This window comes from Trebonia kvetii (assembly GCF_007827045.1).
In the GTDB taxonomy this organism is placed as follows: domain Bacteria; phylum Actinomycetota; class Actinomycetes; order Streptosporangiales; family Streptosporangiaceae; genus Trebonia; species Trebonia kvetii.
In genome coordinates this window covers 1-12,954 of record NZ_RPFW01000015.1, presented here as the reverse complement: position 1 = coordinate 12,954, position 12,954 = coordinate 1, and the positions used below count along the sequence as shown (strand labels likewise).

The window sequence follows — 12,954 nt, the reverse complement described above, 5'->3', positions numbered from 1 at the left end:
GTGTGGATCGTACGATCCGCGCGTCCACCGCAGCCGTCGTTCTCGCCGTAGCGGGCGTCGCAGCGTACATCTCTTACTGGCACGCCTACGCGGTTGTGCGCGAGTACGGCGAGAGCGGCGTCACCGCACTGCTCGAGCCTGCCACCATCGACGGCCTGGTTTATGCGTCGAGCATGGTGATCCTCTACGCCGCCCGGCACCGGCTGCCGGTACCGCGACTGGCCCGCTGGATGCTCGCACTCGGCATCGCCGCATCGCTCGCGGTGAACGTGGCCCAGGGCTGGTCCCACGGCGTAGTCGGCGCGGTGGTAGCGGCTTGGCCCGCGGTCGCGCTCGTTGGTTCATACGAGCTGCTCGCCTGGATGATCCGGACCGCAGCCGCCCGCGCAGCGGACCACGAACCAGAGGCGGACCAGCACGTGCCAGGTGCGGATCATCCGGAGCCTCGGCATCAGCCCGAGGTCACGCCGCTGGGCGAGCCCAGCGGAGCGGTCCCTCCCAAGTGCGGCGCCAGCCGTCTATCCGACGACGCGCCTGGTCCGGACCACGTGGTCCGCCCGGCGGACTTGGTACGCAGACCAGGGACGAATGGTCGCGAGAAAGCGAACCATGCGGAGAAGCCCAACCGCGGCGTACCGGACCGTGCGGACCATGGCGGCGGTTCACCAGGGCGCGGCGACGCCCCCGGAACGGTCAGCATTAATGTCGCCGCGGTCGCCGCCTACCGTGCCAGCGTCCTAGAGGGGATGCCGTTGTCGGAGCGCAGGCTTGCGGAGGCATTCGGGACGACCTCACGCCGCTGGGCGCGTCACCGTATGGCCGAAGCCCGGGAGAATGCGCTCCTGGGCTGAGAAGCGGAGGACTTACTTGCAGCTGCCGCCTCATCGCGGAACCAACCGAGACGTTTTCCATGCCATGCATGGCGGTTTCATCCCCAGCGTGACGCTAGGCCTAATTCGAGCTGGTCGGAGACTTAAGTCTGTCTTGCGTCGTCGTGCTGGGTCTGCCAGGACCTGTCGTCAGCCCCGACATCGAGCGGCATCAAGCTGTCATATGGCAGCTTCCGCGCTGTCAACGGCTATTGGGTAATCCGCGCTGACGCCCGCCTCCCTGCTGGCCTTCGCCGTCTGGCAGTCGGGCGACGACGCTGACATCTCGCGCTCCATCGTGAGTGCGACACAGACTCCGGTTACGCGATGGTCTCCAGCTTCACAGGCGTGTCGCTGCCGATTATTTTCGCGGCCCGTGTCGGCCGCCGGACAGCCCTCTCTGCCAAGCTGTCGTGAGGCACCCGCCCCTCAGTAACCACTGACACTCCCCGAGGGCGGGGACGGAGACGCTTTCCTAGATGACAATGACCTCGCTCGACCGCATGCCGCTGGCCGGCGATGCTGGACGGGTGACCGGCGAGCAGGAGCGCCCGGATCCGGAGGTGCCCGAGAAGGCCCGCCGGCGGACGTTCACCGCGCAGTACAAGCAGGAAGTCCTGGCCGCTTACGAGGCGGCGGCGCCTGGTGAGAAGGGCGCGATCCTGCGCCGGGAGGGCCTGTACTCCAGTCTCATCACCGAGTGGCGGCGGGCCCGCGATGCCGGCGCCCCGGCGAGCCCGGCGCGGGCGTCCGGACGCCCGGCGGCCGACCCGCGAGACGCGCAGATCGCCCGGCTGCAGAAAGAGAAAGCCAAGCTGGAGCAGGAGCTGGCCAAGGCCCGCTTCGTGGCCGATGTGCAGTCAAAACTGCAGGCGCTCTTGGAGACGATCTCCGAGGGCGCGGACTCCGAGCACGGGTCGAGTTCGTGACCGACGAGGCGATCGCCCTGCTCGCGCCTCAGATCGGCACCAGGGCGGCCTGCCGCGCGGCCGGCGTGGCGCAGGCTACCTGGTACCGGCGGCACCGGATCAGCCCGCCAGCGCCCAGGCCGGCCTCGGTCCCGCATAAGGAGCGGGCCCAGCCGCGGGCGCTGGCCCCCGCCGAGCGGAAGGCAATCCTGGACGCGCTGCACAGCAGCCGGTTCGCTGACCTGGCCCCGGACGAGGTATGGGCGACCTTGCTGGATGAAGGAACTTACCTCGGATCGGTGTCCACCTACTACCGGGTGCTGCGCGAGGCCGGGGAAAGCCGCGAGCGGCGGCGTCAGGCGACGCACCCCGCCGCGGTCAAGCCCGAACTCGTCGCCACCGGGCCGAACCAGGTCTACTCCTGGGACATCACCAAGATCCACGGCCCGGTCAAATGGACCTACTACCACCTCTACGTCATCCTCGACATCTACAGCCGGTACGCCGTCGGCTGGATGGTCGCGACCCGGGAGTCCGCCGTGCTGGCGGAGAAGCTCATCGCGGAGACCTGCGCCAAGCAGGGGATCACCCGCGGCCAGCTCAGCCTCCACGCCGACCGCGGCTCCTCCATGACCTCCAAGCCCGTCGCGCTGCTGCTCGCCGACCTCGGCGTCACCCAGTCCCACTCCCGCCCCCACGTCAGCAACGACAACCCGTACTCCGAAGCGCAGTTCAAGACCCTCAAATACCGGCCGGCGTTCCCCGCCCGGTTCGCCACCATCGAGGCAGCCCGCGCCCACTGCCAGGAATTCTTCGGCTGGTACAACAACGACCACCATCACGGCGGACTCGGCCTGCACACCGCCGCCGACATCCACCACGGCCACGCCCCCGCCGTCCGGGCCGCCCGCGCCCAGGTCCTGGACGCCGCCTACCTCGCCCACCCCGAGCGCTTCGTCAGCAAGCCACCCGCCCCGCCGAAACTGCCAGGCACATCCTGGATCAACCCGCCCCAGGAAGAAGGAGACCAGCACTCAGTAATGCTCGCGTGACGGTGCCTCGTTCAGGTTGACAGATTCCGCAGTTGAAATAAGTACAGATCGCCCATTACGGCGTCGGCCTGGCGACCGGCAGATTATGAGTCCGGTCGTCCCTCAACTGCCCCTGCGCCTTTCTACCTGTGCAAACGCCTACTTCACCACTTGTTTCGCTGGGGATTTAACCACGTATTCACCACGGACCACTTCCGTGGTGAATACTGCCGGGCATTGAGGACCGCACCATCGAGCGGCCCGGCACCTGAATCTGGCCGTCCCGGCGACAGCTCCCCGAACACGTCCCGTCCGCTGAGTCGGCCCTGTCGCAGTGATCCCGGCTCATTGCGGCCAGGGTCTCAATGGAGGCAGCCCGTGCGTGTCCGGTGGTGAAGGTGGCGCTCGTCAGGCGGCAGCCTTCTGGGCGGTGGTGTCCCTGACGAACCGGGCGGCCCGGTTGAGGGCGGCGTCGCCTTCGTCGAGGAGGGCGGCGAATGCCTGGAAGACGTGCGGGACGCCGGGGGTGATGTCCAGGATGACGGCCACGTCGTCGGCTGCGGCCTTCACCGCGAGGCGGGTGGCGTCGTCGAGGAGCACCTCGTGCGATCCGGCCTGGATCAGCAGCGGCGGCAGTCCGGAGAGGTCGGCGAAGATGGGGCTGACCAGGGGGTCGGCCGGGTCTGTGCCGGCCAGGTAGTCTGCGGCCCGGGTGCGGATGGCCTGGGCGCTGATGGCCGGGTCGGCGTGCGCCTTGCCGGCGTAGCTGCTGCCGGTCACGGTGAGGTCGGTCATCGGGGAGAGCAGCAGGGCCGCCGCGGGCATCGTCAGGCCCTCGGCCTTGCCGGCGATGAGGAGCTCGATGGCGAGGTTGCCGCCGGCCGACTCGCCCGATACGACGATGCGGCCGGCGCTGCCGGCCTGCTCGGCCAGGGCGCGGTAGGCGGCGGTGACGTCCTGGAGCGCGGCCGGGTAGGGGTGCTCGGGCGCGAGCCGGTAGTCGACCGACACGGCGCGCATGCCCGCCTTGCGGGCCAGGCTGGACGCCAGCCCCGCGGATCCTCCCGCCGAGCCGAGCGCGAAGCCGCCGCCGTGAATGTGGAAGATAATGCCGCACGGCTCGACGCCGGCGATGTCGATGAAGATCACGGGGATGCCGCCCAGGTTTCCGGGCGTCATGCGGACGTCGGCCGGCAGGGGCTGCGCGGTGAGCATCTGCTCGAGGAGGGGGCGCTGGGCCGCGACGTCCCCGCCGAGATCGAACGGGGCGTTACGGAGGATCTGGTCGACCATGTCGCGCTGCTGGGCGGTCATTGCCGTTCCTTTCATCGTGGCGGGCCGGGGCGGGTGCCCCGGCGGCTGGGCCGGGTACAAAATTTAGATTAGCCATAATTTAATTACTGTCAAGCTAGTTAGCTCTATGCTAGATTGTGCGGGTGACCCGGGACGGGAGGCGACGTGACTGATCTGCGGCAGGTATTTGATGACCTGGTGCGGTTCGAGACGATCCTGTGGGGGGCGGTCGACGGGCGGCTGCAGGACGAGTGCGGCATCGGTCTCGCGAGCCTGAACGGCATGCTCGTCATCGACGCGACACCGCTGTGCCGCGTCCACGACATCGCCCGGGCGATCGCGATCACCGTGGGCGGCGCCAGCCAGGCCGTCGACCGCCTCGAATCCGCCGGCCTGTGCGCGCGCCGGGCCAATCCCTCCGACCGGCGCTCATCGATCGTGGAGCTGACCCCCAAGGGCGTGGAACTCCTGCGCGTCGCCGCCCCCGTCTTCGACCGCGAGCTCGACCGCCTGCTGCGGGCTCCGCTGCCCGGTACCGCCCTCACGCATATGGCCGATGCCCTCAGCACGCTCCGCCGGTCCGCGGCCACCCAGGCAGTCAGCTCCGCGGCTGGCGGGGCCTCGAAGCGAAGCTAGGCGTTCCCCGACGACCAGCGCCACCGTCCAGTGACAGGCATCTCGGCCCGGCATGGCGCCTCTGATCTGGGCAGGCCTTCTCAGCGGCAAGGAGCTGGAGCGGCGCACGTCATCGAACTCGGCCCGCCACAGCGTTCCCCGCATGATCTGGCAGTCGCCGCGGCCCGGCGACTGCTGCGCTCAACCTAGCGGTTGTCCTGGTAGATGCCGTGCCACCCGTTAACACCAAGGCCGGTTAGTTAAGTGAGTTGCCTGGCTGTCAAGGTGTGTCGGTTGGTGAGGTGGCAGCGGGACTCCGGTAAGTGAGGTTTGTCCGCCAAAGGCAGCCTCGTCACCTGGAGCCCCGCCGTGGATCAGTGTGTCATTACCCGTGCCGTGACGGTGGCCGGAGGGCGGTTCGCACCAGGTCACCTAGTGTCCCGGTCCTGAGACGCGCGTGCAGTAGCGGCAGATGCGGTCGATGATCTGGTCGGCGGTCTTGGTCCACTTGAAGGGCCGGGCGGTGGCGTTCCAGAGCTCGATCCATTCCTCGAGCGCGGCGGTGAGCTCGTCGAGGGAGCAGAACACGCCGCGGTCCAGGCAGCGGCGCTGCAGTTCGGCGAACCACCGCTCGACCTGGCTGATCCAGGAGGAGTAGGTCGGGGTGAAGTGCAGCTGGACCCTGGGATGGGTCAGCAGCCACTTCTGGACTACCGGGGCCTTGTGGGCTGAGAGGTTGTCGCAGATGACGTGGATGTCCAGGCCGGGGGTGACCTGGCGGTCGATGTCGTCGAGGAAGTCGCGGAAGTCGACGGCCCGGTGCTGGGCGGACAGCTTGCCGATGACCTTGCCGGTGGCGGTATTCAGCGCGGCGAACAGGTCGATGGTGCCGTGCCGGACGTAGTCACGGCTGCGACGCTCGGGCACTCCGGGGATCATCGGGAGCACCGGGGCGGTCCGCTGCAGGGCCTGGATCTGCGGCTTCTCGTCGACTGCGAAGACCGCGGCGTTCGCCGGCGGCGCCAGGTACAGGCCGACGACATCGCGGATCTTGTCGAGGAGCAGCGGATCCGGGGAGATCTTGAAGTCCTCCGTGCAATGCGGCTGCAGCCCGAAGGACCGCCAGATCCGGTGCACGGATGTCGGCGAGATCCCGACCCGGCGCGCCAGCTCGCGCTTGGACCAGTGCGTGGCGCCTGCCGGGACCTCTTCCAGGGTCCGCACGATCACCTCTTCCACCTGGGCGTCGGTGATCGTGCGCGGAACCCCCGGGCGCGGCTCGTCGTGCAGCCCGTCCAGCCGTTCGCGCAAGAACCGCGCCCGCCACCTGGTGACCGTCTTCCGGTCGACGCCCAGCCGCGCCGCGACTGCGACGTTGCTGCCGCCCTGGGCGCAGGCCAGCACGACCCGCGCCCGCAGCGCAAGGCCCTGTGCGGTACTGCGCCGCTTGACCCAGTTCTCTAAAATGCGCCGCTCGTCTTCCGACAGCACCAGCGGCTCCAGTCTCGGATCTGGCATGCCCTCAGCAGAACGCATCCGCCAGCCCGGCGAAAGCCCGGAACCGGAAACTGGGACGCGAAACGACTCGTGTGATGCCCTTTGAACTCAGGACCGGCACACTAGGCGAGCTGACCCAGCAGGTGCCGTTCGAGATGGTCGACGCGGTGCTGGAGCAGACGTGCCGGGTGGAGCGCCGGGTCCGTGACCTTCCGGCCCGGGTGGTGGTTTACCTGCTGCTGGCGGGGTGCCTGTTCGCCGAGCTGGGCTACGGTCAGGTCTGGCACCGGCTCACGGCGGGGCTGGACGGGCTGGACGCCGCGGCGCCGACCGCGTCCGCGATGACCCAGGCACGCCGGCGTCTAGGGCCCGGGCCGCTGCGCGAGCTGCTCGCGCTGCTGCGCGGCCCGGCTCCCGGCGGGGCGCGGTGGCGGGGGCTGCTGGCGGTCGCGATCGACGGCACGATCATGACCGTCGCCGACAGCGAGGCGAACCTGGCCGTCTACTCCAAGCAGCGCGGCGGCCCGAACGGCGCCTCCGGCTACCCGATGCTGCGGCTGCTGGTCCTGGTCAGCTGCGGCACCCGCAACGTCATCGGCGCCGTGTTCGGCCCTGTCTCGGCAGGCGAGACCACCTACGCCCCGGGCCTGCTCGCCAGCCTGCACGCGGGAATGGTCCTGCTCGCCGACCGCGGCTTCGGCGCCGGGTTCCTGGCCGCGCAGATCGCGGGGACCAGGGCGGACTTCCTGATCCGGGTCCGGAGCGGGAGGGGAGCCCCCGGATTCCCTGTCCTGCGGCGCCTCCCCGACGGATCCTGGCTGTCGCGATTCGGCGGCGTCCCGGTCCGGGTCATCGACGCCGAGATCACCGTGACCACTAGCGCCGGGCACGCCGCCAGCTGCTGCCGGCTGGTCACCACCCTCCTCGACCCAGCCCGCTACCCCGCCGGCGAGGCCGCTGTCCTTACCATGAGCGCTGGGAGGTCGAGACCGCCTACTTCAAGCTCAAGTCCACCATCCTGGGCGGCCGGGTCCTGCGCGCCCGCACGCCCGGCGGAATCGACCAGGAGGTCTACGCCCTGCTGGTCACCTACCAGGTGCTGCGCACCGCGATCGCCGACGCCGCCGGCACCGCTCCCGGCACCGACCCCGACCGGGCCAGCTTCACCGTCGCCCTGAACGCCGCCCGCGATCAGGTCATCCTCGCCGCCGGCGTCCTCGCCGGCCCCGCCACTGACCTGGCCGGGGCAATCGGCCGGCTCGTCCTGGCCAGCCTGATGCCCGGCAGGCAGACGCGGGTCAGCCCCCGCGTCGTCAAGCGCGCCATGTCCAGGTACAACGCTAAAGGCAAGGTCGACCGCGCAACCCGCAAGGCCTCCATCGCCATCGCCATCCTCGGCGTCCCCTTGACATCCGGCGACGAACCTTAACTAACCGGCCTTGCCAATAACCCGCGCCCGGCCGCGTTGAGGAGCCGGGCAGGATATGTAGGCTTGCGGCCTGCCCGGTTCCTCCTCGCTGATCACGGAGGACCAGCATGTCTCACACTGATCTCGGTCAGCCTGACCTCGCTGCGCAGCGTGCTGCCGCCGGGAACGTGGAATTCGCGGAGGCACAGTCCCGGCTGCTGAACAACTACGGATACCGGCTCGGCGACACTGATCCGCTGGCGTCGCTGGCACGCGACGTAGCCGCTCGCTCACTGGGGCGGGCTTGACCCTGCACCACTGCGCTACCCATGACCCGCTGTGCCGGCTCGGCGGAGTCTGCCTGCTGGCGGTACCTCCCGAAGCCGGAACGGCCCAGGGCGGGATCTCGTGCCCTATTCTTAGTACTCACTCCAAGGTTAACCCAGCGTCTCCCGACGAATGAGTGCTGCCCTGCCTCGCCCGAGGATCCTTCCCAAGCCGATATGAGTAGACGGTTTCGATGGACTTCGGCCAGACCAGCAAGTGGCAGGGCGACCAGCTCATCGCCATCTCCGCCTTCTGGGACTCCGCACTGCAGGCACAGCAGATCGGACTCGGCTAAATCCCGAAGATGCCGGCCGACTCGCGGAGACTCGGTCCGCGAGTCGGCCGGGCGGTGATCGGACACTCAGCAGAAGGAGACCGTAGATGATCCTCTAGGGCAGGCCAATGTCATGACAGTCGGCGCTTTCTTGGGCTTTGCCCGCCGGCGGAGTGGACTGGCATTGGGGGCGGCGGTCGGCCGCTTCATCTGGCACGGAAGGTATCACTTCATGGGCACGACCAGGGACGTCCGCGCCGGCCGGGCAGGACGTCCAGCCCGAAACGCGATCGAGGGAGGATCACCAGGATGGACCTCAAGGAGAGACGGCAGATCGACGCGGCACGCCAGAATGCGGCCAAGGTCAAGTCGCATGCCCGGCCGTGGCGGTCCGTCTTCGCCCTCGTCTTCGCGGTGATCGCGGCGACCATATCCCGTTCGGCTCGCACAGCCGCATCCAGCCCGGCTTTCTACCAAACGACTTTCCGGGCGCTTGGCCACACCGGGACCGAGGTCCTAGCCGACGCCGCGGCAGTGGCCTTCTGCTTGCTCGCGGCCCTGGCTACGGTCGGGCTAGCAGCCAAGGCCCGCGAGGCGCTGCAGCCGAAGATCGGTACCTCACACGCCGCCGTGATCCGCTACGCCATCGTCCTGCTCGGCAGCCTGGCCACTATCCTCATCACCCTGCAGCTGTTCAACATCGCGGTCATGCAGCTTCTGGTCGGCGCCGGGTTCGCCACCGTGCTGGTCGGCATCGCCGCCCAGCAGAGCCTCTCCAACCTGTTCGCCGGCAACGTCCTGCTGCTCGCCCGGCCGGTCGACGTCGGTGACCAGGTGCGGCTCACGTCAGGCCCACTGGGCGGCCAGTTCCTCGGAACCGTGACCGAGATCGGCATCACCTACGTCCGGCTGGATACCCCTGACGGGCCGTTCCACCTGCCCAATTCCCAGGTTCTGGCGGCTGCGATAGGACCAGCAGGCAACAGCACGCCTGACGGGCACTAAGCACACCCTCTGCCCGGGTGGGAGCATCGAGATCGCCCGCAGGAGCCGACCGGTGAGCAGGCCGCCGCCTTTGCCGAGCACGCTGCCCGCAGCGGCGGTCACCTTCCGCATCGGCCCTACCCAGCAGGCAGTCCCGGAGTCGGCCGCGGAGTCAGCTCCCCGGCCGCCCACATAGCGCCCCGTTCGGGCGCGGCACGGACGGCCAAACCGTCACTGGCACCGGCGTGCATAACGGATCTCGCGCGGCGGCCGTGACCAGCGATCGTCACGCTGAGCGACTGGCGTGTCAGAGGGTGAGCTAACCGAGCCGGCTCGGCACGCCACAAGCGGGCTAGATGGGCGGTGCCCCGATTTCGTGTTTACGTTGCGTATGTGGTTTGCAGTCTGGTCCTGGCTGGCATCGGGCTGCGGGCGCGCGCCGAGGATGCGCGGCTGCAATACCTGGACTACCAGGGTCAGACCGTCCGCTGGTAGCGCCTGCGGCCTGCCCCTGATGACCTGGAGGACATGGACGTGAAGATCATCGCGATCGAAGAGCACTGGAACAGCGCCGGCATCCGCGACGCGCTCGACCGCCTGCCGAACGGGGCGTGACGAAAGTGTCGCCTTCAACACCATGGGCGATAACCAGGCCCGGCTCGAGGACATCGGCCAGGGCCGGGTCGAGGCGATGGACGCCACCGGGATCGACGTCTCGATCCTGTCGGTCGTCACCCCCGCCACCCAGGCCCTCCCGGCCCGGGAGGCCGTCGCGCTGGCCCGGGACGCCAACGACCAGGCCGCCAGCGCCGTCCGCGCGCATCCGGCCCGCTTCCGCGCGTTCGCGACCCTGCCGACCAGCGACCCGTAGGCCGCCGCCGCCGAACTCGAACGATGCGCCACCCAGCTGGGTCACGTCGGCGCCATGATTCACGGGCGGACCGGCCCCCGCCCGCTCGACGACCCCGCCTACGACGACCTGCTTGGACCCCCAGGGCCAGGTAGATAGGACGGTTCGCGACCTGGCCCTCGCGGATCTTCACGTTAATCGCGTCGATGAACACCACCGCGTACACCAGGATCATCTTGATCTTCTTGTCCGGGCCGATGACGAACACGTTGCGGACGGCCTGGTTGTCGGCCGGCGTGCGGGCCTTGGCGTCGCCCGAGGTGCCGCCCGGCAGCATCCCATACAGTTTCGCTGTATCCGATGACCACCGGGCGCAACTTCGACGAGGTCCTGCGGGTGATCGACTCGCTGCAGCTGACAGCCAGGCACCGCGTCGCCACCCCGGTCAACTGGAAGCCGGGCGAAGACGTCTTCATCGCCGGCTCGGTCTCCAACGACGAGGCCAGGCAGATCTTCGGCGACTGGAAAGAGCCCAAGCCCTACATCCGCATCGTGCCGCAGCCGCACTGAGCGAAGCGAACGAACTCGTCACCGTCGGCAAGCGCAGCAGGCGCATTGTCGCCGTATCGGATGGCTTCCTCGAGAGATGGCGCCAGCACAACGTCGCAGAGGCCGGCAGCCTGCCGCACTTCCTGCCCGGGCTGTCCGACCAGGAAGGTGATTGAGGCGATCCTCACCCAGCATTACCTGGCGTGCCTGTCCCACGCCTCCTACCTGATTGGCGATGAGACCACTGGGCGGGCGGTCGTCGTCGATCCCCGCCGCGACGTCGGCGTCTACTTGCAGGAGGCCGCCGAGCGGGGGCTGCGGATCGAGCGGGTTATCGAGACCCATGTCCACGCCGACTTCCTCAGCGGGCACCTGGAGCTGGCCGACCGGACCGGAGCGGTCATCTCCTACGGGGCCGGCGCCGGCGTGGGCTTCCCCGTCGAGCCGTTGCACGACGGGCAGCGCCTGTCGCTGGGGGAGGTGACCCTGGAGATCCTGGCCACGCCGGGCCACACGCCCGAGTCGATCTGCGTGGTCGTGTGGGAGCACCCGGATGATCCGGCGCCGCACGGCGTGCTGACCGGGGACACCTTGTTCGTCGGCGATGTGGGGCGTCCCGACCTGTTCGCCTCGGCCGGCGCGGAACTGTCCGCCGAGGCGCTGGCGCGGCGCCTGTACCGCTCGCTGCGCGGCAAGCTCCTGGTGCTCCCCGATGCCACCCGCGTCTACCCGGCCCACGGGCCGGGCTCGGCGTTCGGCAAGGCGCTGTCCACGGAGACGACCTCGACGATCGGGGAGCAGCGGCGGGTCAACTACGCGCTGCAGGGCTTGACCGAGGACGCCTTCGTCGCCGCGGTCACCGAGGGCCAGTCTGCCCGCCCCCGCTACTTTGCCTTCGACGCCTGCGCCAACCGGGAGGGGCACCCGCTGCTCGACGAGCACGCGCCCGAACTGCTCGACCTCGAGGATGTCCTGGCCAGGCAGGAGGCTGGCGCGATTCTCCTCGACGCCCGGGAGCCGGCCGACTTCGCGGCCGCCCACCTGGCCGGTGCGGTGAACATCGGGTTGCAGGGCCGCTTCGCCGAGTGGGCGGGTAATATCCTCTCGCCCGACCGGGACATCGTGCTGGTGAGCGACCCGGCGCTCGCCGCCGAAGCCAAGGTCCGCCTGGCCCGGGTCGGGCTGAATCGAGTGGAGGGTCAGCTGACCGATCCCGCTTCCGTGTTCGCCGCCCGGCCTGAGCTGGCCGAGCGCAGCTCCCGGCTCACTATCGCGCAGCTGGCCGAGTTGCGCGGCCTGGAACCGGACCTGCAGCTGGTCGACGTCCGCGGGGCCGCCGAGACCGCGGGCGGGACGATACCCGGGGCGGTCGAGATCCCGCTGGCAGTCCTGGCTGACTCGCTGGACGGGCTCGACCGTGATCGGCCCATGGTCGCCTACTGCGCCAGCGGCTACCGCTCGGTGGTGGCGGCCAGCCGACTGGCCGCGGCCGGGTTCCAGGACGTCTCCGACCTGCTCGGCGGCTACTGCGCCTGGCAGGGGGCCGGGCTTCCGGTTGCTCATGATGCGGACCTCATCATGGCGGCCAGAACGCTGCAGTCAGCGCCGGACTGCGGGGTTGCTTGATGAAGGAGCCATCCTCCTGGACGTGCGGGAGCCCGGCGAATGGCGAAGCGGCACGCGCCCCAGGCGATTCTGATCCCGATGGACGAGGTTCAGGCGCGCCGCCACGAGCTCCCCCATGCAGGGCGCATCGTCATGGTATGCCGCTCCGGCGGCCGCTGCGCCGCCGAATAGGATCGGCCGGTAGCCGGAAGGATCGCGTGGCGAGTCAAGCTCAGATCATTCGTTACGGCGCTCGCTCACAACTCACGATCGGCAGGATTAAGAGTCCAGTACGCGGTTAGGTTCCCGCAGCCGATTTAGCTGGGCAGACGTCTCGCCGGATGCTGTCGCCGAGGCGGTATAGCCGCGTTTTCCATGGCCGTGGCAGTCCCGGAAGCAGGCCAGGGTCTCGTGTGAGGGACACCGTAGCGTGCGGGACTGGCGTTTCAGCGTGGTCGCAGGTGTTGGATTCGAACCCAACGAAGGCTAAGCCGACGGTTTGCAAACATTCGCCAAATAGGTCCCGGTAAGGAGTAATGCACCATTGGCTGACGTTTCTCCTGATATTTTTCGGCGTAGCGGTCGTTAGCCGGCCGCAATTCTCCAGGCACATACCTGTTAACCTCGATCTTTCGTGCGCCCAGCGGAATGGGAGGTGAGACCGTGACGTAAGCCACGGTGGATCTTCGTGTTCGTAAGCTCGTCGTCGCTTGCCGGTGTGAGTCCGGTCCGGGTAGCTGCCAG

Annotated in this window: 12 protein-coding genes and 1 pseudogene; 10 read left to right on the top strand and 3 right to left on the bottom strand. The window is 68.9% G+C overall.

Annotated features, from left to right (window positions below):
- The first annotated feature begins 2 nt into the window (after window positions 1-2).
- Together EAS64_RS46585 and EAS64_RS42335 are read left to right on the top strand one after the other, a co-directional pair.
- Entirely contained in the window at window positions 3-851 is an 849-nt protein-coding gene (locus EAS64_RS46585) for a DUF2637 domain-containing protein (protein ID WP_246116155.1), read from the top strand.
- Window positions 852-1,372: 521 nt separating this feature from the next.
- Window positions 1,373-2,829, top strand: a protein-coding gene (locus EAS64_RS42335) for an IS3 family transposase (RefSeq protein ID WP_439333595.1) whose coding sequence is annotated in 2 segments (ribosomal slippage) — window positions 1,373-1,739 and window positions 1,739-2,829 — 1,458 coding nt in all. Because the reading frame shifts where the segments join, the coding sequence is not laid out codon by codon here.
- A gap of 387 nt (window positions 2,830-3,216) precedes the next feature.
- Here the strand turns inward: EAS64_RS42335 and EAS64_RS42330 are convergent.
- Window positions 3,217-4,122: an alpha/beta hydrolase gene (locus EAS64_RS42330; protein ID WP_145862368.1), complete on the bottom strand. Its 906-nt coding sequence runs from the start codon at window positions 4,120-4,122 to the stop codon at window positions 3,217-3,219.
- Window positions 4,123-4,266: 144 nt separating this feature from the next.
- Here EAS64_RS42330 and EAS64_RS42325 point away from each other — a divergent pair, with 144 nt between their 5' ends.
- On the top strand, window positions 4,267-4,737 hold the full coding sequence (locus EAS64_RS42325; protein ID WP_145862367.1) for a MarR family winged helix-turn-helix transcriptional regulator: 471 nt from the start codon (window positions 4,267-4,269) through the stop codon (window positions 4,735-4,737).
- Between the two features lie 411 nt (window positions 4,738-5,148).
- On the opposite strand, the gene EAS64_RS42320 is transcribed toward EAS64_RS42325, so the two are convergent.
- Window positions 5,149-6,234, bottom strand: coding sequence for an IS630 family transposase (locus EAS64_RS42320; protein ID WP_145862366.1), 1,086 nt, complete (start codon window positions 6,232-6,234; stop codon window positions 5,149-5,151).
- A gap of 74 nt (window positions 6,235-6,308) precedes the next feature.
- On the opposite strand from EAS64_RS42320, the gene EAS64_RS42315 reads away from it, so the two are divergent.
- The 5 genes from EAS64_RS42315 (at window position 6,309) to EAS64_RS45340 (ending at window position 10,077) form a co-directional block, all read left to right on the top strand.
- Window positions 6,309-7,391 carry a transposase domain-containing protein gene (locus EAS64_RS42315; protein WP_222850032.1) on the top strand — a complete coding sequence of 361 codons (1,083 nt, stop codon included), beginning with the start codon at window positions 6,309-6,311 and terminating at the stop codon, window positions 7,389-7,391.
- On the top strand, window positions 7,310-7,642 hold the full coding sequence (locus EAS64_RS45345; protein WP_222850031.1) for a hypothetical protein: 333 nt from the start codon (window positions 7,310-7,312) through the stop codon (window positions 7,640-7,642). The genes EAS64_RS42315 and EAS64_RS45345 overlap by 82 nt, the downstream gene beginning before the upstream one ends.
- A 107-nt stretch (window positions 7,643-7,749) precedes the next feature.
- Entirely contained in the window at window positions 7,750-7,929 is a 180-nt protein-coding gene (locus EAS64_RS42310; RefSeq protein ID WP_145862365.1) for a hypothetical protein, read from the top strand.
- 602 nt (window positions 7,930-8,531) lie between these two features.
- Complete coding sequence (locus EAS64_RS42305) at window positions 8,532-9,227, top strand: mechanosensitive ion channel family protein (RefSeq protein ID WP_145862364.1); 696 nt, start codon at window positions 8,532-8,534, stop codon at window positions 9,225-9,227.
- A gap of 616 nt (window positions 9,228-9,843) precedes the next feature.
- On the top strand, window positions 9,844-10,077 hold the full coding sequence (locus tag EAS64_RS45340) for an amidohydrolase family protein (RefSeq protein WP_222850035.1): 234 nt from the start codon (window positions 9,844-9,846) through the stop codon (window positions 10,075-10,077).
- A 115-nt stretch (window positions 10,078-10,192) separates the two neighbouring features.
- On the opposite strand, the pseudogene EAS64_RS44300 reads toward EAS64_RS45340, so the two are convergent.
- A pseudogene (locus tag EAS64_RS44300) lies at window positions 10,193-10,282 on the bottom strand (transposase); the annotation flags it as partial.
- 134 nt (window positions 10,283-10,416) lie between these two features.
- On the opposite strand from EAS64_RS44300, the gene EAS64_RS42290 reads away from it, so the two are divergent.
- Both EAS64_RS42290 and EAS64_RS42285 read left to right on the top strand, forming a co-directional pair.
- Window positions 10,417-10,626 (top strand): thioredoxin domain-containing protein, encoded by a 210-nt coding sequence (locus tag EAS64_RS42290; protein WP_222850030.1) that lies wholly within the window; start codon window positions 10,417-10,419, stop codon window positions 10,624-10,626.
- 147 nt (window positions 10,627-10,773) lie between these two features.
- Entirely contained in the window at window positions 10,774-12,231 is a 1,458-nt protein-coding gene (locus tag EAS64_RS42285) for an MBL fold metallo-hydrolase (RefSeq protein WP_246116154.1), read from the top strand.
- The last annotated feature ends 723 nt before the right edge of the window (window positions 12,232-12,954 follow it).

Coding starts and splice junctions, on each gene's coding strand:
- EAS64_RS42330 (WP_145862368.1), bottom strand. CDS start 4,122: ATGACCGCCCAGCAGCGCGACATGGTCGACCAGATCCTCCGTAACGCC.
- EAS64_RS42320 (WP_145862366.1), bottom strand. CDS start 6,234: ATGCCAGATCCGAGACTGGAGCCGCTGGTGCTGTCGGAAGACGAGCGG.
- EAS64_RS42315 (WP_222850032.1), top strand. CDS start 6,309: ATGCCCTTTGAACTCAGGACCGGCACACTAGGCGAGCTGACCCAGCAG.
- EAS64_RS42310 (WP_145862365.1), top strand. CDS start 7,750: ATGTCTCACACTGATCTCGGTCAGCCTGACCTCGCTGCGCAGCGTGCT.
- EAS64_RS42305 (WP_145862364.1), top strand. CDS start 8,532: ATGGACCTCAAGGAGAGACGGCAGATCGACGCGGCACGCCAGAATGCG.
- EAS64_RS45340 (WP_222850035.1), top strand. CDS start 9,844: ATGGGCGATAACCAGGCCCGGCTCGAGGACATCGGCCAGGGCCGGGTC.
- EAS64_RS42290 (WP_222850030.1), top strand. CDS start 10,417: ATGACCACCGGGCGCAACTTCGACGAGGTCCTGCGGGTGATCGACTCG.